A 22,943-nucleotide genomic window follows, 5' to 3' on the forward strand; every position below is an offset into this window, starting at 1 on the left:
GATCGTCTCGTAACATTGGCGCATGTCTTCGACCGAGTCACCTTCCGTGCCGGCCGCGAGCGTGCTCCCTCGGGTCGCACCCGTAAGGGTGGGCGAGGGCGAGCGGATGAGGTCGGTGCGACTGCCGGGGGTCACCCTGTCGGTCCGGTCCCGGCCGCCCGCGCGAGACGGCCTGGAACCCGCGCTGTACGTGCACGGCCTCGGCGGTTCCTCGCAGAACTGGTCGGCGCTGATGGCCGAGTTGGACGGCGTCGTCGACTCCGAGGCCGTCGATCTGCCGGGCTTCGGCGACTCCCCGCCGCCGGACGACGGCGACTACTCCGTCACCGGCCACGCGCGCGCCGTCATCCGCCATCTCGACGCCGCCGGTCGCGGTCCGGTCCACCTCTTCGGCAACTCCCTGGGCGGCGCGGTCTCCACGCGCGTGGCGGCCGTCCGACCGGACCTGGTGCGCAGCCTGACGCTGATCTCACCGGCCCTGCCGGAGCTGCGCGTCCAGCGCAGCGCGGTCCCCACCGCCCTGCTGGGCGTGCCCGGTGTGTCCTCGCTGTTCAACCGGATCACCAGGGGGTGGACCGCCGAGCAGCGGGTGCGCGGGGTGACGGCCCTCTGCTACGGCGATCCCGCGAGCGTGTCGCCGGAGGCGTTCCAGTACGCGGTGGAGGAACTCGAACGACGGCTGAGGCTGCCGTACTTCTGGGACGCGATGGCCTGCTCCGCGCGCGGGATCGTCGACGCCTACACCCTGGGCGGGCAGCAGGGACTGTGGCGGCAGGCCGAGCGTGTGCTCGCGCCGACCCTGCTGGTCTACGGTGGCCGGGACCAACTCGTCGGCTTCCGCATGGCCGCCAAGGCCGCCCGCTCCTTCAGGGACTCCACGCTGCTGTCCCTGCCGGACGCCGGGCACGTGGCGATGATGGAATATCCGGAACTGGTGGCCAGGGCGTTTCGTGAACTCCTCGCGAAGAGCGCCGCATCGGACGCCACGGACGCGCAGAACTGAGGGCAGGGGTGGGACGACACAGCCGCCGAGGACCGGCTCCCAAGGGGGACGCCTCGGCCATACAGGGCACGGACACGGCGGCCCCGGCCGCCGAGGACTTCACCGGGACGGGTGACTTCGCCGCCCGCCGGCGGCCCGCGGCCGCCGGCCAGGACGGCCGGGGGACACCTCCCGGCGGCGAGTCGTGGGGTGCCGGGCGTTCCGCCGCGGGCGCCTTCGGCGCGACCGTCAGCGGTGCCGGGCGGCATGTGCCGGGCGGCCAGGACCGCGACGCGGGCGACGGGGGCCGCGGCCGGGCTCCGGGCGCCTACGCCGACCGGCTCGGGCAGGCCCGCGGACCCCACCCCGAGCAGCGCGAAGAGGGCGGCGGCTGGGGGGAGTTCGAGAACACCGGGCAGCGTCCCGCCGCCCCGCCCTTCCCCCGGCAGCGCCGCTCGGAGCCGGTGGACGCGGGCCCCGGCCCCCGCCGGGAGTACCTGGACGCCTTCGCGGAGGGCGCCGCCCCGGACACCGCCCGCCGTCCCGCCGTACCCGGCCCGAGGACCGCGCCGGACGACGGCGGGACGCCGCCGCCCGCTGCCGCGCCCGCGCCCCGGCACGGCGGCAAGGGCCGGGCGTTCACCGGGGTCGCGGCCGCCGCGGTGACCACCGTGCTCGCCGTGGTCGTCGCCGGCCAGGTCGCCGACGGCCGCGCCCAGGGCGAGTCCCGGGCCCAGGCGGCCACCGGAGGCGTGGCGGCCGGCGGCCAGGTGCTGCCCTCCGCCCCGCCGGACGTCGTCCCCCTGACGTACGCCCAGAAGATGGACCGCCTCTATCCCCTAGGGGCGACCCTCAAGGGTTCGGGCAAGTTCGAGACCGTGCCCGGTTCCGCCGAGGCGCCCGGCAAGGGCCGCAAGCTGACCTACCGGGTGGACGTCGAGGAGGGACTCGGCCTGGACGGCGTGCTGTTCGCCGAGGCGGTGCAGCGCACCCTCAACGACGAGCGGAGCTGGGCCCACGGCGGTGAGCGCACCTTCGAGCGGGTCTCCACCGGCAAGCCGGACTTCGTGATCACGCTGGCCAGCCCCGGCACCACCGCCGAGTGGTGCGCCAAGTCGGGCCTGGACACCACCGAGGACAACGTCTCCTGCGACTCGGCGGCCACCGAACGCGTGATGATCAACGCCTACCGTTGGGCGCAGGGCAGTGCCACCTACGGGGACGCCAAGATCTACTCCTACCGCGAGATGCTCATCAACCACGAGGTCGGCCACCGGCTCGGCCACGGGCACGTGACGTGCGAGAAGGACGGCGAGATCGCCCCGGTCATGCAGCAGCAGACCAAGTTCCTCGACCACGACGGCATCCACTGCCTGCCCAACGCCTGGCCCTACCCCAAGAGTTGACGGAAGCGGACTCATGTCGCATTGACATGAGTCGCAAGTTCGTTCATATTTCTGCGCATGTGGTCCCGTCACGCCGTCTTCCGCAGCGCCGCCATCGAGCTGGCGCTCATCGGTGTGACCGCCCTCTGCGTGGCCGACATCGACTGTCGCTGACGCCGCCCTCCCGGCGTCCGCGTCGATGCGTGACTCTTCCTCCCCGCACCCCGTGACCGTTGTCGCGGGACCTCTCGACGACCGGCGTCCGGGCCGGCACCTGTCCGCAGGTGTCTCACTCCTCGTCCTTCTGTCTCACCCTTCGGGAACATCCCGGAGGGTTCCCCGAGAGGTCGTCATTTCCGATGCGTCAACCGTCCGTCATAGCGCGCCGCGTGGCCGCGGCATCCGTCAGCCTGGCCGTGGCAGCGGGTGCCGCCGCGTGCGGCCCTGAGGACAACGATGCCAAGGGCGCTGGCGGCGACTCCACGCCCCACAAGGGCGGCACCCTCACCGTGCTGAACGCCGAGGCCCAGACCGACTTCGACCCGGCCCGCCTCTACACCTCCGGCGGCGGCAACGTCCCCTCGCTGGTCTTCCGCACCCTCACCACCCGCAACCGCGAGAACGGCGCCGAGGGCGCCAAGGTGGTCCCCGACCTCGCCACCGACACCGGACGCCCCGACAAGAACGCGACCGTGTGGACGTACACCCTCAAGAAGGGGCTGAAGTACGAGGACGGCACGCCGATCACCTCGGCCGACATCAAGTACGGCATCGAGCGCTCCTTCGCCCCCGAACTCTCCGGCGGCGCGCCCTACCTGCGGGACTGGCTGACCGGCGCCGCCGGCTACCAGGGCCCGTACAAGGACAAGAAGGGCCTCTCCGCGATCGTGACGCCCGACGCGCGCACGATCGTCTTCCACCTGAACAAGCCCGAGGGCGAGTTCCCCTTCCTCGCCACCCAGACGCAGTTCGCGCCGGTGCCGAAGAGCAAGGACACCGGTACCGCGTACGAGCAGCACCCGGTCTCCTCGGGCCCGTACCGGGTGGTGAAGAACCAGAACGACGGCGAGCGCGTCCTGCTGGAGCGCAACCCGCACTGGAGCGGTGACGACGAGCGCAAGGCGTACCCGGACAAGGTCGACGTGCGCTCCGGGCTCGACTCCTCCGTGATCAACCAGCGGCTCGCCGCCTCCCAGGGCACCGACGCCGCCGCCGTCACCACCGACACCAACCTCGGCCCGGCCGAACTCGCCCGCGTCAGCGGCGACAAGAGCCTCGCCGCCCGCGTGGGCACCGGCCACTTCGGCTACACGAACTACATCGCCTTCAACCCCGAGGTGAAGCCGTTCGACGACCCGAAGGTGCGCCAGGCGATCGCCTACGCCGTCGACCGCTCCTCGGTCGTCAACGCGGCCGGCGGTTCCGCCCTCGCCGAGCCCGCCACCACCTTCCTGCCCGACCAGAAATCCTTCGGGTACACCCCGCACGACCTCTTCCCGGCGGGCAGGTCCGGCAACGCGGCCAAGGCGAGGGAACTGCTGAAGGAGGCCGGGCACCCGAAGGGGCTGACCGTCACCCTCACCCACTCCAACAGCAAGGACTTCGAGACCAGCCCCGAGATCGCCACCGCCCTCCAGGACGCCCTGAAGAAGGCCGGGATCACGGTCAGGCTGCAGGGCCTTGAGGACAACGACTACCGGGACAAGATCCACGGCATCAAGACCGAGCCCGGCTTCTTCCTCGCCCACTGGGGTGCGGACTGGCCCTCCGGCGGCCCCTTCCTCGCCCCGATCTTCGACGGCCGCCAGATCGTCGAGGACGGCGCCAACTTCAACACCGGTCTGCTGGACGACACGTCGGTCAACACCGAGATCGACGCCATCAACAAGCTGACCGACCTGAACGCCGCCGCCGCCCGCTGGGGCGCGCTGGACAGGAAGATCGCCGGACAGGCCCTCGTCGTGCCGCTTTTCCACCCCGTCTACAAGCGGCTGTACGGCTCGGACGTCAAGAACGTCGTGATCAGCGACTGGACCGGCGTGCTGGACATCTCCCAGGTCTCGGTGAAGTGACCCGGTGAGCGAAGCACTCGTCGCCGTCGAGGCCGCCGGGGCGGACACCACCGCCCCGGCGGCCCCGGGGGCAGCCACGTTCTGGCGGCGGCTGCGCGCGCAGCGGGCCGCCCTCGCCGCCGCGGCCATCGTCGCGCTCCTCGTCCTGATCGCGCTCGCCGCGCCGCTGCTCACCGCGATCGAGGGCCAGGACCCCACCACCTACCACCCCGGCCTCATCGACTCCGCGCGCGGCGGGGTGCCCGTCGGGCCGCTCGGCGGGATCAGCGCCGAGCACTGGCTGGGCGTCGAACCGCAGACCGGCCGCGACCTGTTCGCCCGGCTGGTGGAGGGCGCCCGCGTCTCGCTCGGCGTCGCCCTCGCGGCCACCGTCCTCCAGGTCCTCATCGGCGTCACCGTCGGCGTGGCCGCGGCCATGGGCGGCCGCTGGCTGGACCAGCTCCTCAGCCGGGTGACGGACATCATCGTCGCCCTGCCCCTCATGATCATGGCGCTGGCGCTGCTGGCCGTCGTGCCCGCGGACTTCCCCCGCCCGGTGCTGGTCGCGTTCGTCATCGGCCTGATCGCGTGGGGCAACGTCGCCAAGATCGTGCGCGCGCAGACCCTCACCCTCAAGGGGCTCGACCACGTCGCCGCCGCACGGCTCAGCGGCTGGGGCTCCGTGCGCGTGGCCCGCCGCGAGCTGCTGCCCGGCCTCGCCGCGCCCGTCATCACCTACGCCGCGCTGCTGGTGCCCACCAACATCTCCATCGAGGCCGCCCTGTCCTTCCTCGGCGTCGGGGTGAAGCCGCCCACGCCCTCCTGGGGACAGATGATCACCGCCGCCGACGTCTGGTACCAGGCCGCGCCGCAGTACCTGCTGTTCCCGGCCGGCGCCCTGTTCACCACCGTGCTCGCCCTCACCGTCCTCGGCGACGGCGTACGCACCGCACTCGACCCCCGCGCCGCCTCCCGGCTGCGCGTCGGCACCGGCCGTACCCGGAAGGAGGGCGCCGCGTGAACGGCTTCGGCGGATTCCTGCTGCGCCGCACGGTGAGCGCCGCCGTCACCCTGCTCGCCGTCTCGGTCCTCGTCTACGTGGTCTTCTACGCCACCCCCGGCGACGTCGCCCAGATCACCTGCGGCCCGCGCTGCTCCCCGGCGCAGGTGCACCAGGTCGCCGCCCAGCTCCGGCTCGACGACCCGCTGTACCTGCGCTACCTCCACTTCCTGAAGGGCCTGTTCGCGGGCCAGGACTACTCCACCGGCACCTCGGTCGCGCACTGCGCCGCACCCTGCCTCGGGCTCTCCTACCAGAGCGACCAGCAGGTGCTCACGCTGCTGCTGGCCAAGCTGCCCGTCAGCCTCTCGCTGGTGCTCGGCGCGATGGTGCTCTGGCTCGTCATCGGCGTCGGCACCGGCGTCCTCTCCGCCTGGCGGCGCGGCCGGCTCTCCGAGCGGGTCCTCACCGTGCTCACCCTCGCCGGCTGGGCCACGCCCGTCTTCGTGCTCGGCCTGGTGCTGATGATCGTGGTCTGCGGCGAACTCCGGCTGCTGCCGTTCCCGCAGTACGTGCCCTTCGCCGAGGACCCCGAGCAGTGGGCGTGGAACCTGCTGCTGCCCTGGTTCTCGCTGGCCCTCATCGAGGCCGCCGCGTTCGCCCGGCTCACCCGCTCCGCCATGCTGGAGACCCTCGCCGAGGACCACATCCGCACCTTCCGCGCCTACGGCGTCGGCGAGCGGGCGATCGTCGGACGGCACGCCCTGCGCGGCGCGCTCGCCCCCGTCATCGCGCTCAACGCCAACAACGTCGGCTCCGCCGTCGGCGGCGCGGTCCTCACCGAGACCCTGTTCGGGATGCCCGGCATCGGCCAGGAGCTGGTGCACGCGGTCAAGGTCGTCGACCTGCCCGTCGTCGTCGGCATGGTCCTGGTCGTCGCCTTCTTCGTCGTCATCGCCAACGCCGTCGCGGACGTCCTGTACGCGCTGGCCGACCGCCGGGTGGTGCTCGCATGAGCCTGGTCGAAGTCACCGATCTCACCGTCGATTTCGGCACCCTGCGGGCCGTCGACGGAGTGTCGTTCACCGTGGAGAAGGGGGCCGCGCTGGCCCTCGTGGGGGAGTCCGGCTCGGGCAAGTCCACCGTCGCGGGCGCGCTGCTGGGCCTGCACCGGGACACCGGGGCACGGGTCGGCGGCTCGGTCCTGGTCGCGGGCACCGACGTGGCCGCCGCCTCCGACGCCGAACTGCGCGGGCTGCGCGGGGCCAAGGCCGCCATGGTCTTCCAGGACCCGCTGTCCTCCCTCGACCCGTACTACGCGGTCGGCGACCAGATCGCCGAGGTGTACCGCGTGCACACCCGCGCCTCCCGGCGGGCCGCACGCGCGCGTGCCGTCGAGGTGCTCGACCGCGTCGGCATCCCGGACGCCGCCCGGCGTGCCCGGTCCCGGCCGCACGAGTTCAGCGGAGGCATGCGCCAACGGGCGCTCATCGCCATGGCGTTGGCGTGCGAACCCGAGCTGCTCATCGCGGACGAGCCGACCACCGCGCTCGACGTCACCGTGCAGGCCCAGATCCTCGACCTGCTGCACGCCCTGCGCCGGGAGAACGGCCTCGGCCTGCTGCTCGTCACCCATGACGTGGGCGTCGCCGCCGAGAGCGCCGACGACGTGCTCGTGATGCGGCACGGCCGGGAGGTCGAGCACGGGCCACTGCGCGAGGTGCTGGCCCGACCCCGGCAGGAGTACACCCGCGAACTGCTCGCCGCCGTACCGCGGGTGGACACGCCGCGCGCCGCGCCCGCCGCGGAGACGGGGGAGACCGTGCTCGAAGCGTCCGGTCTGCGGCGCGAGTTCGGGCGCGGGCGGCGGGCGTTCACCGCCGTGGACGGCGTCTCGCTCACCCTGCGCAGGGGGGAGACCCTGGGCATCGTGGGGGAGAGCGGCAGCGGCAAGACCACGCTGGGCCGCATGCTGGTCGGGCTGCTGGAGCCGACCTCCGGCACCGTCCGGCACGCGGGCCGCGCGCACAGCGGGACCGACCCTTCCGTGCAGATGGTCTTCCAGGACCCCTCCTCCTCCCTCAACCCCCGTCGCACGGTGGGCGAATCGATCGCCGACCCGCTGCGCGCCCGGGGAGAGCGGGGCGACCGGGCCGTCCGGGAGCGGGTGGCCGGGCTGCTGGAGCGGGTCGGGCTCGACGCCGCCCACCACGACCGCTACCCGCACGAGTTCAGCGGCGGCCAGCGCCAGCGCGTCGGCATCGCACGGGCGCTGGCCGCCGATCCTCGGGTCATCGTCTGCGACGAGCCCGTGTCCGCGCTCGACGTCACCACCCAGGCCCAAGTGGTCGCGCTGCTGGACGAGTTGCGCCGGGAGCTGGGGCTCGCGCTCGTCTTCGTCGCGCACGACCTCGCCGTGGTCCGCCAGGTCAGCGACCGGGTCGCGGTGATGCGCGCGGGGCGGATCGTCGAGACCGGCCCGGCCGACGAGGTGTACGACAACCCGCGCGACCCCTACACCCGCCAACTCCTGGCCGCCGTACCGGCCCTGGACCCGGAGGCCGCCGCCCGGCGCCGGGCGGCGCGGCGGGAGCCCGCCCCGGCGTGACGTTTCGCCTGCGGACCGTCACCGGCTGATCTCTTAGCGTGCCGGAACGCGGATCGTCCGCGAAAGTTACGACCGTTCACCCCTTTTGGTGGTGCGACGGACAACCGTCCGTCGCGCCACCGCCCTCTGCGCGTACGTTCGTCCCGCTGCGAGCCGCCGGGACGACGGCGGCTCCCACACACGGGAGATCGGGGGTGCACGCGTGCGCATCGGACTGCTTACCGAGGGTGGTCAGCCCTATGCCGGCGGTGACACCGGGCTCTGGTGCGACCGGCTCGTGCGCGGGCTCGGGCAGCACGAGTTCGACGTCTACGCGCTCAGCCGCGGCGGGCAGCGGGACGAGGACGGCCGGGAGCCGCTCCCGCCGCAGGTCAGGCGGGTCCGCACCGCCCCGCCCCGGACGCCCGGCGACGCCGGCGCCCCCCTCGGCCGCCGCGCCCGCAAACGGTTCGCCGAGCACTACGGCGAGCTGCTCGGCGCGGTCTGCGCCCCGGCCGGCACCTCCCCGGAGGACTCCGGCGCCGAGGTGGCGGACCGTTTCGGCAACGCGCTGTACCACCTCGCCGAACTGGCCCGCGACACCGGCGCCCTGACCGGAGCACTCCGCTCCGACCACGCCGTCAGCGCCCTGGAACGCGCCTGCCGCGCCCCCGGCGCGCCGCGCACGGCGCGCGAGGCCCGCGTACCCGACCTGCTGGCCGTCACCGACCACCTCGCCCGCGCCCTGCTCCCCCTCTCCCTCGACTGGTACGGCGAGGACGCCCTCGGCGCCGTCGACCTCTGCCACGCCACCTCCGGCGGCTCCGTCGCCCTGCCCGGCCTGCTCGCCCGGCACTTCGCCGGCGTGCCCCTGCTGGTCACCGAGTACGGCGTCCAGCTGCGCGCGCACTACCTCGCGCTCGGCCCCGGCGCGGCCGCCCCCGCCGTACGCGCGCTGCTCGCCGCCTTCCACGGCCGGCTCGCCGCCGAGGTCTACCGGCGTGCCGAGATCCTCACCCCCGGCAGCGCCCACGCCCGCCGCTGGCAGGAGAGATGCGGCGCCGACCGCGCCCGCATCCGCACCGTCCACCCCGGCATGGACGCCGACCGCTTCGCCGAGGTCGGCGAGGCACCCGACCGCGCCGACGCCGACACCCTGGTGTGGGTCGGCCGGATCGAGCCCGCCCGCGACCTGGTCTCCCTGCTGCACGCCTTCGGCGAGGTCCGCAAGGAGGAACCGCGGGCGCGGCTGCGCATCGTGGGCGGGCCGGTGGGGGCCGAGGGTGAGGCGTACCTCGCGCAGTGCCGGGCGCTGGCCGCTCAGCTCTTCCCGGACGAGGCCGAGGGACCGCACACCGTCGGGGACAACCCCGTGTCCTTCACCGAGGTGGGCGCGCCCGAGACGCCGACGCTGCCCGAGACGTACGCCGCCGGGGCCGTCGTCGTGCTGTCCAGCGTGGCCGAGGGGTTCCCGGTCAGCCTGGCCGAGGCCATGTTCTGCGGGCGGGCCACCGTCTCCACGGACGTCGGCGCGGTGGTCGAGGTCATCGGCGGCACCGGTCTCGTCGTACCGCCGCGCAATCCGCGCGCCCTCGCCGAGGCGTGCGTGGCGCTGCTGCGCGACCCCGAGCGCCGCGCGCGCCTGGGGGCGGCGGCGCGGGCCCGCGCGCTGGAGCTGTTCGGCGTCGAGCAGAACATCACGGCATTTCACGGCATTTACCTGGAGATCATGTCGCACTGCCCGGTGCGGCGGGCCGTCGTCGACGAGGCCGGTGCGCCGCTGCCGTTCGCCGTCCCGGCCGAGGCCCGCGTCCCCGGCGGCTGGCCCCTCCCCGCGGCCCGCACCCGCCCGCACGGCCGGGACACCGCCGCGCCCGTCCCCGCGAGCGCCGAGGGGGCCCGATGAAGGGCGCGGAGAGAACCGGCCCGTCACCGGCGGCCGCCACCGGCACCGGCGAGGCCGACACCCGCGGCAGCGCCCCGCGCAGGGGCGCCGTCGACCCCGTCAAGACGCTGCTGCACCAGCACCGGGAACTGTGCGAACGGGCCGTGGACCCCCTGGAGATCGCGGCCGGACTGGAGTCGCACGGGTTCACCGACCGTTCGGCCGCCCGCTACCGGCACCGGGACGTGTTCTCGCTCGCCGAGGAGCTCTACGCGCGCGTGCCCCGCGACACCGGCCCGTCCCCCGAGGCGGCGCCGGGGCCCCGCCCCCGGGTGCGCGCCGGGCGGGTCCTGCTCGCCCTGCTGCCCGGCGCGGTCGCCTCGGGCACCGTGGCGGGACTCCGCCTCGGCCACGGCGACGTCCGCCCCCTGGTGGCCCTCGGCGGACTGCTCGCCCTCGCCCTCGCCGTGCGCGCCGCCCTCGGCCGGGGCCCGCTCGCGGCCCGTCCCGGCGCCGCCCCACGGCACTCCGTACCCCTCTGGACCGTCTGCCTGCTCGGCTACGCCCTCCTCGGCGACGGCCTCCTGGACGCCGTGGTGAGCGGCGGCCCCGACGCGCCGCCCACCGGCGCGCCGGACGGCCCCTGGCCCGTCGCCACCGCGCCCTTACTGGCCCTCGCACTGTCCTTCGCCCCCGCCGCCTGGTGCGCCCACCTGCTCGGCCTCGGCGCCCGCCGCCGGCTCGCCGGCAGCCGGGGCCTGGAGGACTTCACCTCCGGCGCGCGCCCCCTGCTCCTCGGCGTCCTCGCCCTGTACCTGGCCGCCCTGACCGGACTGCTCGCCCTGACCGGCGCCGTACTGCACGAGGACCCCGCCTACCCGCAGGCGCTCACCCTGGGAGCGCTCCTCCTCCTCGCCCGCCTCCTCACCGTCCACCGGCACCGGCACGCCCCGGCCGTGCTCCTGGGCGCGGCGGCCGCCGCCGAACTGGCCGCGCCCGCGCTGGTCCTGAGCGGACGCCTCCCCGGCTGCGGCTTCCTCGCCGTCCCCGTGACGACCCTGTCCGACCCCCTCGGCCCGGCCGTGATCCCGGCCCTCGCCTGCGGCCCGGCCGCCCTGATCCTCCTCGTCCACGCCCTGCGGACCCTCACCCGTGCCTCGGCGCACGCTCCCGAGGGAGCCCCGGAATGAGGCTTCCCGCAGGCACCGCAGGGGGTCCGCGCCCGGCGCGGGACGCTCCCCCACCTCCCCCCACCGCACCGGCGCCCCACCGCCCCAACGTCCTCTCCCCCTTCATCCCTGAGAAGGAGAACACCAGATGACCACCTCCCGACACGGAGTCACCGCAGTGGCCGGGGCCGTGGGAGCCGTCGCGGCGCACACTCCGGGAGCCGCGCTATGAGGGTTCTGCTGATCGGAGCCAACGGGTACATCGGCCGCTTCGTCGCCGACCGTCTCCTGGCCGACCCGGCCGTGCAGCTCACCGCGCTCGGCCGGGGCGACGACGCCGACGTCCGCTTCGACCTCGCCACCGGCAGCCCCGGCGCGCTCACGAGGTTCCTCGACGCCGTGCACCCCGGTGTCGTCGTCAACTGCGCCGGGGCCACCCGGGGCGGCGCCCGCGACCTCACCCGGCACAACACCGTCGCGGTGGCCACCGTCTGCGAGGCCCTGCGGCGCAGCGGCTGCGGGGCCCGGCTGGTGCAGATCGGCTGCGGCTCGGAGTACGGGCCCAGCCAGCCCGGCTCCTCCACCGCCGAGGACGCCGTACCCCGTCCGGGCGGCCCCTACGGGGTGAGCAAGCTCGCCGCGACCGAACTGGTCCTCGGCTCCGGTCTGGACGCCGTCGTCCTGCGCGTCTTCTCGCCCGCCGGACCCGGCACCCCGGCGGGGTCGCCCCTGGGCAGGCTCGCCGAGGCCATGCGCCGTGCCATGCAGGCGGGCGACGGCGAACTCAAGCTCGCCGGGCTCGGCGTGCAGCGCGACTTCGTCGACGTGCGCGACGTGGCCAGAGCCGTGCACGCCGCCTCGCTCTCCGCCGCGCAGGGCGTCATCAACATCGGCTCCGGCCGTGCCGTGCGCCTGCGCGACGCCGCCACCGTCCTCGCCCGCGTCGCCGGGTACGGCGGCGCGCTCAACGAACTCGACGCCCCGGCCGGTCCGCTGCGCGGGACGATCGGGCACCCGCGCGGCGACATGGACCACGCGGTACCGGTCGCCTACCCCTACCCGGACGGCTGCGGGAGCTGGCAGCAGGCCGACGTGCGCACCGCCCGGGACCGGCTCGGCTGGCGCCCCCGGATCAATCTGGAGGAGTCCCTCGCGGACATCTGGATGGAGGCGGCGTGCCGCATCTGACCACCGCGCCCGCCACCACCGGCGTACGCACCGCGATCGGCGTCCCCGACTACGCTCACCCGCTGACCGCGCCGGACCAGTGGGCGGAACTGGCCCGTCCCGGAACCCCGTTGGACTGGGTGGTGCTCAACGTGGCGGCCGGCCCCGGCACCCGCCCCGACCCGCACTGCCTTCAGGCGGCGGGCCGGCTGCGCAACGGGGGCGTCCGCGTGCTGGGGCACCTCGACCTCGCCCACGGCACCCGCGCCTTCGCCGACCTGGTCTCCGAGGCGCACCGCCACCTCGACTGGTACCGCGTCGACGGCTTCCTGCTGGAGCGGTGTCCCGGCGAGCGGGCCGCGCTCCCCGAGGTCCGCCGCGTGATCACCACGCTGCGGGCGCTCGCCGGGGACACCCACGTCGTCCTCGGCCACGGCACCCACCCCTGCCCGGGGTACGCGGAGAACGCCGACCAGCTGGTGACCTTCCGCGGCTCCTGGAGCGACTACCGCTGGTCCCAGGTGGCCGAGTGGACGGCCGACTACCCGGAGAGCCGGTTCTGCCACTTCGTGCACGGGGTGCCGCGCGGCCATCTGGAGGAGGCGTTGCGCATCGCCCGCTGGCAGGGCGCCGGGACGGTCTACTTCACCGACCGCACGGACCACGGCGGCCGGGCCAACCCCTGGGAGACCATGCCCGGCCACTGGGACGAATTCGTCTCGCGGGTCGGAACGGGTGTCTCGGAATGAAGAAGGCCGTGGCAGTGTTACGGGGAGAACAACCCGTAGTGATCGACCGAGCAACGGAGTCCCCGTGTCGCTGCCACCCCTGGTCGAGCCCGCTTCCGAGCTCACCGTAGACGAGGTCCGCCGGTACTCCCGCCACCTGATCATCCCGGATGTCGGGATGGAAGGGCAGAAGCGGCTGAAGAACGCCAAGGTGCTCTGTGTGGGCGCCGGCGGCCTGGGCTCGCCCGCGCTGATGTACCTCGCGGCGGCCGGCGTCGGCACGCTCGGCATCGTGGAGTTCGACGAGGTGGACGAGTCCAACCTCCAGCGGCAGATCATCCACAGCCAGGCCGACATCGGCCGCTCCAAGGCCGAGTCCGCGCGGGACACGGTCAAGGGCATCAACCCGTACGTGGACGTGGTCCTTCACGAGGAACGGCTCGAGGCCGAGAACGTGATGGAGATCTTCTCCCAGTACGACCTGATCGTGGACGGCACGGACAACTTCGCCACGCGCTACCTGGTCAACGACGCGTGCGTGCTGCTGAACAAGCCGTACGTCTGGGGCTCGATCTACCGCTTCGACGGCCAGGCGTCCGTCTTCTGGTCCGAGCACGGCCCCTGCTACCGCTGCCTGTACCCCGAGCCCCCGCCGCCCGGCATGGTCCCCTCCTGCGCCGAGGGCGGCGTGCTCGGCGTGCTGTGCGCGTCGATCGGCTCGATCCAGGTCAACGAGGCGATCAAGCTGCTCGCCGGCATCGGTGACCCGCTGGTCGGCCGCCTGATGATCTACGACGCCCTGGAGATGCAGTACCGCCAGGTCAAGGTCCGCAAGGACCCCGACTGCGCGGTGTGCGGCGAGAACCCGACGGTCACCGAGCTGATCGACTACGAGGCGTTCTGCGGCGTCGTCTCCGAGGAGGCCCAGGAGGCCGCCGCCGGGTCCACGATCACTCCCAAGCAGCTCAAGGAGTGGATCGACGACGGCGAGAACATCGAGATCATCGACGTCCGCGAGCCGAACGAGTACGAGATCGTCTCCATCCCCGGCGCCAAGCTGATCCCGAAGAACGAGTTCCTCATGGGCACCGCCCTGGAGTCGCTCCCGCACGACAGGCGCATCGTCCTGCACTGCAAGACGGGCGTCCGCAGCGCCGAGGTCCTCGCGGTCCTGAAGTCCGCGGGCTTCGCCGACGCGGTCCACGTCGGCGGCGGCGTGATCGGCTGGGTCCACCAGATCGAACCGTCCAAGCCGGTCTACTGACCCTTTCCGGCCCCGAAGGCCCACGGCCCCCGACGAGGGGGGCGTGGGCCTTTCGCGTTCCCCGCCTGCGGCGCGGGCCCCGTCAGGAGCAGACCGTGTCCGGCTTCGGGGTCCTGCCCGTCAGGAGGTAGTCGTCGACCGCCTTCTGGACGCAGTTGTTCTTGCTGTCGTACGCGCCGTGTCCCTGGCCCTCGTAGGTGAGTTCGACGGCCACGCCCTTGCCGAGGGCGTCGGTCATCCTGCGGGCGCCCTCGTACGGGGTCGCGGGGTCGCCGGTGTTGCCGACGACCAGGATGGGGGCGGAGCCGGGGGCGTGGACGTCGGGGTGGTCGGCGGCGCCGGGGACGGCCCAGTCGGTGCAGCCGGCCATGCCCCAGGCGAGGTAGTCCCCGAACACGGGGGACGCCTCGCGGAACTCGGGGAGCCGGGACCGGATGGCGGCGGCGTCGTAACGGGGCTTCTCGTCGGAGCAGTTGATGGCGATGTTGGCCGCGGTGATGTTGCTGTACTCGCCGTCGGGGCTGCGCCCGTTCATCGAGTCCGACAGCAGCATCAGCACCCTGCCGTCACCGTCGTACGCCTGCTCCAGCCCCTCGGTCAGGTACTCCCAGAAGTCCTTGGAGTACAGCGACTGCGCGATGCCGTTGGTCGCCGCGGTCTGCGTCAGCCGGCGCGGGTAGATGCCGGGGATGGGCTTCTTCTCCAGGTCCGCCAGCAGCTTGGCGATCCTGGCCTTCACGTCCTCGGCGCTGTCCCCGACCGGGCAGTCCTCCACCTTGGAGGCGCAGTCCTCGGCGAAGTTGTCCAGGGCGAGCTGGAACCCGCGCGCCTGGCTGAGCGCCCCCTGCTCCGGGGTCTGGGTGGGGTCCACGACCGCGTCGAAGACCGCCCGGCCCACGTGCGACGGGAACAAGTGGGCGTAGACACCGCCCAGTTCGGTGCCGTAGGAGATGCCGAAGTAGTACAGCTTGGAGTCGCCGAGCACCTGGCGCATCAGGTCCATGTCGCGGGCCGTGTCCGTGGTGCGCACATGCGGCAGGATCTTCCCGGACCGGCGCTCGCAGGCGTCGTTGAACTTCACGGTCCGGTCGACGAGCCGCTTCTCCTCGGCGGTGTCCTCCGGCGTCGCGTCCTGCTGGAAGTACGAGTCGAGCTGGGAGTCGGTCTCGCACAGCACCGGCGCGCTGCGGCCGACCCCGCGCGGGTCGAAGCTGACCAGGTCGTAGCGGGTGCGCAGGGTCGTGTAGTCCGAGCCGAACGCGGGCAGCGTGGTGACACCGCTGCCGCCGGGGCCGCCGAAGTTGAAGATCAGCGAGCCGATCCGGTCCGTGTCCGGGCCGGACGACCTGGCCCGGATCAGGGCGATGCCGATGGTGTCGCCCTTGGGCTTGCCCCAGTCCAGCGGCGCCTTCATGGTGGCGCACTGCCACGTGGTGCCGCCGGGCAGCGGCGACGGGGAGGGGCCGCCGCCCTCCGCCTCGGACGGGGCGGGGCAGTCCTTCCACTCCAGCCGCTGCTTCGTCAGATCCCCGTCCCCCGACCCGCCGCAGCCGGCCAGCAGGGCGGCCATGAGCACGGCACTGGTCGTCAGAGCGGCGGCACGCGGCCGGGAAGGGTTCGGCATACAGCCATCCTCACGGCGCGCCCGCCACCGCGCGCGGGGCACGGTCCGTAAGGAGTACGGCCGAGGGAAGCACCGGCTCCCGCGCTCACCCGTCGCCTACAGCGCGCCCTTGCGGGTCAGATGGTTGAAGGCCAGCCAGCCCGGCAGCACCGGCAGCCACAGCGTCAGCAGCCGGAACAGCAGGACCGCCGGAGCCGCCACCTCCTTGGGCAGGCCGACCGCGATCAGACCGACGGTCAGCGTCGCCTCCACGGCACCGACACCGCCCGGCGTCGGCGCGGCGGAGCCGAGCGCGTTGCCCGCGAGGAAGACGACCGCGACGCTGGCGATGCTGATGGACACCGACTCGTCGCCGAACGCCCGGATCGAGGCGTCCAGACACATCACGAAGCAGCCGGTGAGCAGCAGCATGCCGCCGATGCCGGTGACCAGCTTCTGCGGCCGCTGGAGCACGTCCAGCATGCGGGGCACCACCCCGGCGAACAGCGACCGCACCCGCGTGACGACGAACTTCCGCAGCAGCGGCACCGAGGTCACCACCAGCACCAGCACCGCCACCGTCAGCAGACCGGCGATGACCGTCCGGGACGGCGACAGCGACGGGGTCTTCTCGGTGCCGGTCAGATAGCCGAAGGACAGCAGCATCAGGATGTGGCAGCCCAGCCCGAACAGCTGCGAGGCGCCCACACTCGCCACCGCGAGCCCCGGCCGCACTCCCTGCCGCTGCAGGAACCGCGTGTTCAGCGCGACGCCGCCGACCGCCGCCGGAGCGACGATCTTCACGAACGAGCCGGCGACCTGCGCCGCCACCGTCCGCACGAACGGCACCCGCTCCGGCACGAACCCGAGCAGCGCCATGGCGGCGGCCACGTAGCTGAGCGCGGAGAACGCCACCGCCGCCGCCACCCAGCCCCACTGGGCCTGCGCGAACAGCGTGCCGAACTCGATGTGGGTGAGCTGGGTCAGCAGGAAGTACCCGCCGATCGCGCCCGCGATGACACTGATCAGGGTGCGCGGCCGGATGCGCTCCAGCCGGGCCGGCTCGACCGGGGCCTGCGGCCTGATCCGCAGCACCTGGTGCCGGATCTGGGTGAGCAGGTCCTCCTCGCGGGCCTCGTCGATCGCCTCGTCGATGGCCCGCTTCTCGGCCCGCTGCTCGGCGCGGACGGTCTTCTTGTCGGGCTTCTCCGGAAGGGTCTCGCCCTCCTCGGAGGCGGCCTCCAGCCGGGCCTGCTTGGCCAGCCGGGAGGACTCCAGCACCGCCTCCCGCTCCCGCTCGGCGCGCTCGCGGCCCAGCCTGCGCAGCGTGGCGCGGGTGGACCGGGTCAGCGCGATGGGCTGGAGCATCGGCAGGCAGTCGGCCACCGTGTCCGGGCCGAGCACCTCGACCGCCGAGGCCACCGCCCGCTCGGCGCCGACCCTCAGGCCGAGCGTGGTGAGCATCTGGGCCACGTCCATGCGCAGCAGCAGGTCGCCCGCGGCGATCTCACCGCCGCGCAGCTCGGCCAGGATCACCTTGCCGGAACGATCCACCAGGACGGCGTCGCCCGCCAGCCTGCGGTGCGCGATGCGCCGGGACTGCAGCGCCCGCACCTGGTGCCAGACCTTGTGCAGCAGCCCGTCGGTGATCTCGTCGTCGGCCAGCGAGTCCAGCGTGCGGCCGCCGGTGTGCTCGTACACGAGCATGACCGCGTCCGGGCCCAGCTCGCTGGTGGCGATCAGCTTGGGCGCGTTCGCGCCGGCCGCGATGGCCGCGTACGCGAGCAGCGCCTCCTGCTCCAGGGCCTGCCGCAGCGACTGGAGGCTGGAGCGGGTGGCGAAGCCGCGCAGGGTGAGGTTGCGCCAGGCGCGGTAGAAGAAGCCCTGGGCCTGCTGCTCGCGGTCGACGACCGTGACGTCCAGCGGCGGGCCGTCCTCAAGGGTGACGAAGTAGCGCCGCCCCCGGTCGCCGTTCTCGGCCTCGGGGCCCTCCTCGCGGACCGCGCTGAGCGGGTGGAAGCCGACGTGGCGCAGGCCCGCCATCAGGGTGCGCCCGGTGGGGCGGACGTTGGGGGAGCCGACGGCGTAGAGCGTGCCGTAGGCGATGGTCCAGCCGATCAGCACCGTCAGGATGATGGCGAACGCCGTGGTGTAGCCGGTGACCAGCATGGAGAAGGCGTCGAGGAGCAGCACGATCCACAGCACCGCCCGCCAGCGGGGTCTGCGGGACATGCCGACGGCAGTCATGTACGCGATGACGGGCGCCAGATAGCCGTGCACCGGGTCGGTCAGGGCGTGGATGTCGCCGGGGGCGGGCTGGGTCAGCGCCTCCTGGATGGACCCGGGAGCCGCGCGGGCCACCCAGAGGTCGGTGGCGAGGGTGACCCCGTGCGCCAGGACCGCCGCGAGCACACCGTCCGCGATCCGCAGCCCGTCGCGTTTGATCAGCCGCTCGATGGCGAAGGCCACCGGCACCAGCAGGATGGCGATGCTGGACGCCAGCCCCGCGATCTTGATCAGCAGGTCGGGTGCCTGGCCGGTGCCCTTGTTGATGTCCTGTTCGAGGCCGGAGGTGGTGCCGTGCGCGAACGCGGCGATGGCGAGCAGCAGCGCGATCGCCAGCACGCCCACCAGCAGCCGCATGAGGTCGGAGGGGCGGTGCACGCGCGCGGGAAGCAGCGGTTCGTCGCCCTCGACCTCCTCCGGCGTCAGGGCGTCGTCGCCGGGGCGCGCGGGGGCGTGCGCCCGCGCGGGGCGGCCGCTCTCCTCGTGCGTGACCGGCTCGTCCCGGTCGCGCTCACGCGCGCCCGTCACGTCCCGCCCGGACGAGGCTCCGGGGTCGTCGGTGGCTTCGCGGGAGGCGCCGGGGCGCGCGGACGCGCCGGAGGTGCCCTCCGCGTCGTCGGGGTGCACACCCTGCTGTTTCATGATCTCTTCTTGGTCTCGTATCACCGGTCACCGCCCGCACGATGGTGGCACGACTGAGGGGCGCGAGGGGGCATCAGGGTGCGGATGGGGGTGCGAAAAGTGCGATCGGGCGCCGTGCGGGCCACTCCGGACACCCCCGGCCGCGCCCGGTCCCATTGTCGTAGGCGTACGGCAGGATGGGGTGGATGAGCGAGCAGAGCCCTGCCGAGGAGGGGCGCGCGGACGCGCTCCCGGAGTACGCCGAGCGCGTGCTCGACGCCGCCGAGCGCATCCCGTCCGGCCGGGTCATGACCTACGGCGACGTCGCCGAGTGGCTGGAGGAGGGCGGGCCGCGCCAGGTCGGCCGGGTGATGGCGCTGTACGGGGGCGCGGTGCCGTGGTGGCGCGTGGTGCGGGCCGACGGTGCGCTGCTCCCCGGCGCCGAGCTGCGGGCCCTCGACCACTACCGCGCCGAGGGCACCCCGCTGAAGGAGGCCGCGCGCGGCGCGCAGGGGCATCTGCCGCGCCTCGACATGAGACGGGCCCGCTGGGACGGGACCCCGGCGGACCACAGCTGAGGCCCCTGGGCAAGGGGCGCGGCCGAGGTTCGCTCGTACGGAGGACGCCGGGCACGTCCGCGACATGACGTACGTTCGTGTGGGCGGACAGGGCGGCGGCCCGCCCCGCCACGCCCGTACGACGATCACGGCAGCACCCCGCAGAACGACCACGCCACCACCCCGTACGACCACCCCGCACCACCACCAGGACCGGCGAACCACGTGAGCACCACATCCTCCGCGAGGCGCCTGCCGCACCCCCAGGGCCGGCAGGCGCCCGGTGGTGCCTACCGGCTGGTGCGCACCCCGCCCGACCGGACGCCGCCGCCCCGCCCGGACGACGCCCAGCGCGCGGTCATCGGCCACCGGTCCGGGCCGCTGCTCGTCCTCGCCGGGCCGGGCACCGGCAAGACCACCACCCTGGTCGAGTCCGTCGCCGCGCGCGTCGCCCGCGGCGGCGACCCCGAGCGCGTCCTCGTGCTGACCTTCAGCCGCAAGGCCGCCGTCGAGCTGCGGGACCGGATGGCCCGGCGCATGGGCGCCGCCCACGCGCCCCGCGCCACCACCTTCCACTCCTTCTGCTACGCCCTGGTCCGCGCCCACCAGGACGGCGACCGCTTCGCCGAACCGCTGCGGCTGCTCTCCGGCCCCGAGCAGGACGTCACCGTGCGCGAGCTGCTCGCCGGGCAGCCCGAACTGGAGCGGCTCGGGCTCACGCACGTGCGCTGGCCCGACGACCTGCGGGCCTGCCTCACCACGCGCGGCTTCGCCGACGAGGTCCGCGCGGTCCTCGCGCGCAGCCGCGAGCTGGGGCTCGCGCCCGGCGCGCTCGCCTCCTTCGCGCGCCGCACCGGCCGGCCCGACTGGCAGGCGGCGGCCGCCTTCCTCGCCGAGTACCTCGACGTGATCGACCTCCAGGGCGTCATCGACTACGCCGAGCTCGTCCACCGCGCGGTGCTCCTCGCGAACCGCCCCGAGGTCGCCGAGCGCCTCGCCGCGTCCTATGACGCCGTGTACGTCGACGAGTACCAGGACACCGACCCGGCCCAGGTGCGGCTGCTGCACGCGCTGGCCGGGGGCGGCCGCACCCTGGTCGCCTTCGGCGACCCCGACCAGTCGATCTACACCTTCCGGGGCGCCGACGTGAACGGCATCCTCGACTTCCCCGCCGCCTTCCCGCGGGCGGACGGCGCCCCCGCCCCCGTCGAGGTGCTGCGCACCTCCCGCCGCTCCGGCGCGGACCTGCTGGAAGCGACCCGGCGGATCACCCGGCGCATGCCGCTGTCCCAGCTCCCCGCCGAGAAGCTCCGCGTCCACCGCGAGCCGACGGCCGTCCGCGAGGGCGGCCGGGTGGAGGTGTACACCTACCCGACGCCCGGCACCGAGCTGGACAACATCGCCGACATCGTCCGCCGCGCCCACCTGGAGGACGGCGTCCCGTGGAACGACATGGCGATCCTCGTCCGCGCGGGCTCCCGCACCATCCCGACCCTGCGCCGTGCCCTCACGGCGGCGGGCGTCCCCCTCGACATCGACGGCGACGACCTCCCCCTGCGGCACGAACCCTCGGTGGCCCCGCTGCTGACCGCGCTGCGCGCGGTGGCACTCGCGGAGACGGGCCCCGCCGGGGCCTTCGGCGCGGGGACGGCGGACACGGAGGCCGAGGGCGCTCCCGAGGAGGCGATCGAGGGTGCTGGCGAGGAGGAGTCTGAGGCCGGCCCGGCGGGTGCGGCCGAGGCCGGTACCCCCGCGTCCTGGCTGGACGCCGAGACCGCCGCGACCCTGCTCGCCTCTCCCCTCGGCGGCATGGACGCCGCCGACCTGCGCAGGCTCGGGCGAGCCCTGCGGGAGGAGGAGCGCGCCGCGGGACAGGCCCTGCCCGCGCCGTCCGACGTGCTGCTCGCGCGGGCCCTCGCCGAGCCCGAGCGGCTCGTCGCGCACGACCCGGCCTACGCGCGCGGAGCGCAGCGGCTGGGCGCGCTGCTGCGCAGGGCGCGCGAGTGCCTCGCCGGGGGCGGCACCGCCGAGGAGGCGCTGTGGACGCTGTGGAACGGCACGCCCTGGCCCAGCAGGCTGGAGCGGGCCGCCCGGCGCGGGGGAGCGGCGGGCCGCAACGCCGACCGCGACCTGGACGCCGTCTGCGCGCTGTTCGCCACGGCCGCCCGCGCGGAGGAGCGCACCGGGGGACGCGGCGCGCTGAACTTCCTGGAGGAGACCGAGGCCGAGGACATCGCCGCCGACACCCTCACCCGGCGCGCGGTACGCCCCGACGCCGTCCGCCTGATGACCGCGCACCGCTCCAAGGGCCTGGAGTGGCGGCTCGTCGTCGTCGCCGGTGTGCAGGAGGGGCTGTGGCCCGACCTGCGCCGCCGAGGTTCCCTGCTGGAGGCCGACCGGATCGGCCGGGACGGCCTCGCCGAGCCGCTGACCCCGGGCGCCCTGCTCGCCGAGGAACGGCGGCTGTTCTACGTGGCCGCCACGCGCGCGCGGGACCGGCTCGTCGTCACCGCCGTGAAGGCGCCCGCCGACGACGGCGACCAGCCGTCCCGGTTCCTGACCGAGCTGGGCGTGGAGCCCCGCGACATAACCGGCCGCCCGCGCCGCCCGCTCGCGGTCGCCGCGCTCGTCGCCGAGCTGCGCGCCACCACCGTCGACCCGGACGTCTCGGACGCCCTCAGGGACGCCGCCGCGCACCGGCTGGCCCGGCTCGCCGCGCTCGCCGACGAGGACGGCCGCCCGCTGGTGCCCGCCGCGCACCCCGACCGCTGGTGGGGGATGTACGAGCCGACCGCGAGCAAGGTGCCGCTGCGCGACCGCGACCAGCCCGTGGTGCTCTCCGGCAGCGCGCTGGACCAGCTCGCCAACACCTGCGCCCTCCAGTGGTTCCTGGGCCGCGAGGTGAAGGCCGACGCGCCCGCCACGGCGGCCCAGGGCTTCGGCAACGTCGTCCACGTCCTCGCCGACGAGGTCGCCTCCGGCCGCACCCCCGCCGACCTCGACGTCCTGATGGAACGCCTGGACTCGGTCTGGAACGCGCTCGCCTTCGACGCGCCCTGGAAGTCCGCCCAGGAGAAGGAGACCGCCCGCGCGGCGCTCGAACGCTTCCTGAACTGGCACGTCCTGGACCGCGCCGCCCGCACCCCGGTCGCCAGCGAGCGGGACTTCGACGTGACCCTGGAGGCCGGGGAGTACCAGGTCCGCATCCGGGGCCAGATGGACCGCGTCGAGACCGACGGCGACGGACGCGCCTACGTCGTCGACTTCAAGACCGGCAAGAACACCCCCACCGCCGCCGAGGTCGCCCGCCATCCCCAGCTCGCCGTCTACCAGCTCGCCGTGGCCGAGGGCGCCGTGGACGACGCCTTCGGCGGCGCCCGCCCCGAGCCCGGCGGCGCCGAACTCGTCCAGCTCCGGCAGGGCGCGGCGAAGAAGGACGGCGGCGAGACGCGGCCCAAGGTGCAGGCCCAGGAGCCGCTGGAGGGGGAGTGGGTCGGAGACCTGCTCGCCACGGCCGCCGGAAAGGTGCTGGACGAACGGTTCACCCCCACCACCGGCCAGCACTGCGCCCACTGCTCGTTCCGCGCCTCGTGCAGCGCCCGCCCCGAGGGGCGGCAGGTCGTGGAGTGACGGCGGAGTGACGTACGGCACCACCGCA

The 22,943-nt window shown here is 74.2% G+C and carries 16 protein-coding genes; 14 read left to right on the top strand and 2 right to left on the bottom strand.

The features are described from left to right. The first annotated feature begins 22 nt into the window (after positions 1–22). The 12 genes from ABZ898_RS00905 to moeZ all read left to right on the top strand — a co-directional run bounded on the left by ABZ898_RS00905 (position 23) and on the right by moeZ (position 14,218). Positions 23–1,003, top strand: a complete 981-nt coding sequence (locus tag ABZ898_RS00905; RefSeq protein WP_361651439.1) for an alpha/beta fold hydrolase — start codon at positions 23–25, stop codon at positions 1,001–1,003. A gap of 8 nt (positions 1,004–1,011) precedes the next feature. After that, on the top strand, positions 1,012–2,388 hold the full coding sequence (locus ABZ898_RS00910; protein WP_361651441.1) for a DUF3152 domain-containing protein: 1,377 nt from the start codon (positions 1,012–1,014) through the stop codon (positions 2,386–2,388). Between the two features lie 57 nt (positions 2,389–2,445). Next, positions 2,446–2,541: an Ms4533A family Cys-rich leader peptide gene (locus tag ABZ898_RS00915; RefSeq protein WP_324608470.1), complete on the top strand. Its 96-nt coding sequence runs from the start codon at positions 2,446–2,448 to the stop codon at positions 2,539–2,541. Between the two features lie 185 nt (positions 2,542–2,726). Continuing rightward, the gene (locus ABZ898_RS00920) at positions 2,727–4,439 is read left to right on the top strand and encodes an ABC transporter substrate-binding protein (protein ID WP_361651443.1); all 1,713 of its coding nucleotides are present in this window, start codon (positions 2,727–2,729) and stop codon (positions 4,437–4,439) included. Between the two features lie 4 nt (positions 4,440–4,443). Continuing rightward, positions 4,444–5,439 (top strand): ABC transporter permease, encoded by a 996-nt coding sequence (locus ABZ898_RS00925; protein WP_361651444.1) that lies wholly within the window; start codon positions 4,444–4,446, stop codon positions 5,437–5,439. Continuing rightward, positions 5,436–6,434 carry an ABC transporter permease gene (locus ABZ898_RS00930; RefSeq protein ID WP_361651446.1) on the top strand — a complete coding sequence of 333 codons (999 nt, stop codon included), beginning with the start codon at positions 5,436–5,438 and terminating at the stop codon, positions 6,432–6,434. Before ABZ898_RS00925 ends, ABZ898_RS00930 begins: the two co-directional genes overlap by 4 nt. Next, positions 6,431–8,026, top strand: coding sequence for an ABC transporter ATP-binding protein (locus ABZ898_RS00935; RefSeq protein ID WP_361651448.1), 1,596 nt, complete (start codon positions 6,431–6,433; stop codon positions 8,024–8,026). Before ABZ898_RS00930 ends, ABZ898_RS00935 begins: the two co-directional genes overlap by 4 nt. Positions 8,027–8,228: 202 nt before the next feature. Next, positions 8,229–9,911 carry a DUF3492 domain-containing protein gene (locus ABZ898_RS00940; RefSeq protein ID WP_361651449.1) on the top strand — a complete coding sequence of 561 codons (1,683 nt, stop codon included), beginning with the start codon at positions 8,229–8,231 and terminating at the stop codon, positions 9,909–9,911. Continuing rightward, the gene (locus ABZ898_RS00945; RefSeq protein WP_361651451.1) at positions 9,908–11,080 is read left to right on the top strand and encodes a hypothetical protein; all 1,173 of its coding nucleotides are present in this window, start codon (positions 9,908–9,910) and stop codon (positions 11,078–11,080) included. The genes ABZ898_RS00940 and ABZ898_RS00945 overlap by 4 nt, the downstream gene beginning before the upstream one ends. A gap of 207 nt (positions 11,081–11,287) precedes the next feature. Further along, on the top strand, positions 11,288–12,247 hold the full coding sequence (locus ABZ898_RS00950) for an NAD-dependent epimerase/dehydratase family protein (RefSeq protein WP_361651453.1): 960 nt from the start codon (positions 11,288–11,290) through the stop codon (positions 12,245–12,247). Further along, positions 12,235–12,975, top strand: coding sequence for a spherulation-specific family 4 protein (locus ABZ898_RS00955; RefSeq protein ID WP_361651455.1), 741 nt, complete (start codon positions 12,235–12,237; stop codon positions 12,973–12,975). The genes ABZ898_RS00950 and ABZ898_RS00955 overlap by 13 nt, the downstream gene beginning before the upstream one ends. Before the next feature lie 64 nt (positions 12,976–13,039). Next, entirely contained in the window at positions 13,040–14,218 is a 1,179-nt protein-coding gene (gene moeZ, locus ABZ898_RS00960; protein ID WP_361651457.1) for an adenylyltransferase/sulfurtransferase MoeZ, read from the top strand. Positions 14,219–14,300: 82 nt separating this feature from the next. On the opposite strand, the gene ABZ898_RS00965 is transcribed toward moeZ, so the two are convergent. Both ABZ898_RS00965 and ABZ898_RS00970 read right to left on the bottom strand, forming a co-directional pair. Beyond that, positions 14,301–15,842, bottom strand: a complete 1,542-nt coding sequence (locus ABZ898_RS00965; protein ID WP_361651458.1) for an alpha/beta hydrolase — start codon at positions 15,840–15,842, stop codon at positions 14,301–14,303. Positions 15,843–15,938: 96 nt separating this feature from the next. After that, the gene (locus ABZ898_RS00970; protein ID WP_361651459.1) at positions 15,939–18,749 is read right to left on the bottom strand and encodes a lysylphosphatidylglycerol synthase transmembrane domain-containing protein; all 2,811 of its coding nucleotides are present in this window, start codon (positions 18,747–18,749) and stop codon (positions 15,939–15,941) included. A 185-nt stretch (positions 18,750–18,934) separates the two neighbouring features. Here ABZ898_RS00970 and ABZ898_RS00975 point away from each other — a divergent pair, with 185 nt between their 5' ends. Then, positions 18,935–19,306 (top strand): MGMT family protein, encoded by a 372-nt coding sequence (locus tag ABZ898_RS00975; protein ID WP_361651461.1) that lies wholly within the window; start codon positions 18,935–18,937, stop codon positions 19,304–19,306. Between the two features lie 204 nt (positions 19,307–19,510). Further along, a complete protein-coding gene (locus ABZ898_RS00980; protein ID WP_361651462.1) occupies positions 19,511–22,915 on the top strand; it encodes an ATP-dependent DNA helicase in 3,405 nt (1,134 codons plus the stop codon). Positions 22,916–22,943 lie beyond the last annotated feature (28 nt).

The sequence above is a fragment of the Streptomyces sp. NPDC046860 genome, from assembly GCF_040645115.1.
Classification (GTDB): domain Bacteria; phylum Actinomycetota; class Actinomycetes; order Streptomycetales; family Streptomycetaceae; genus Streptomyces.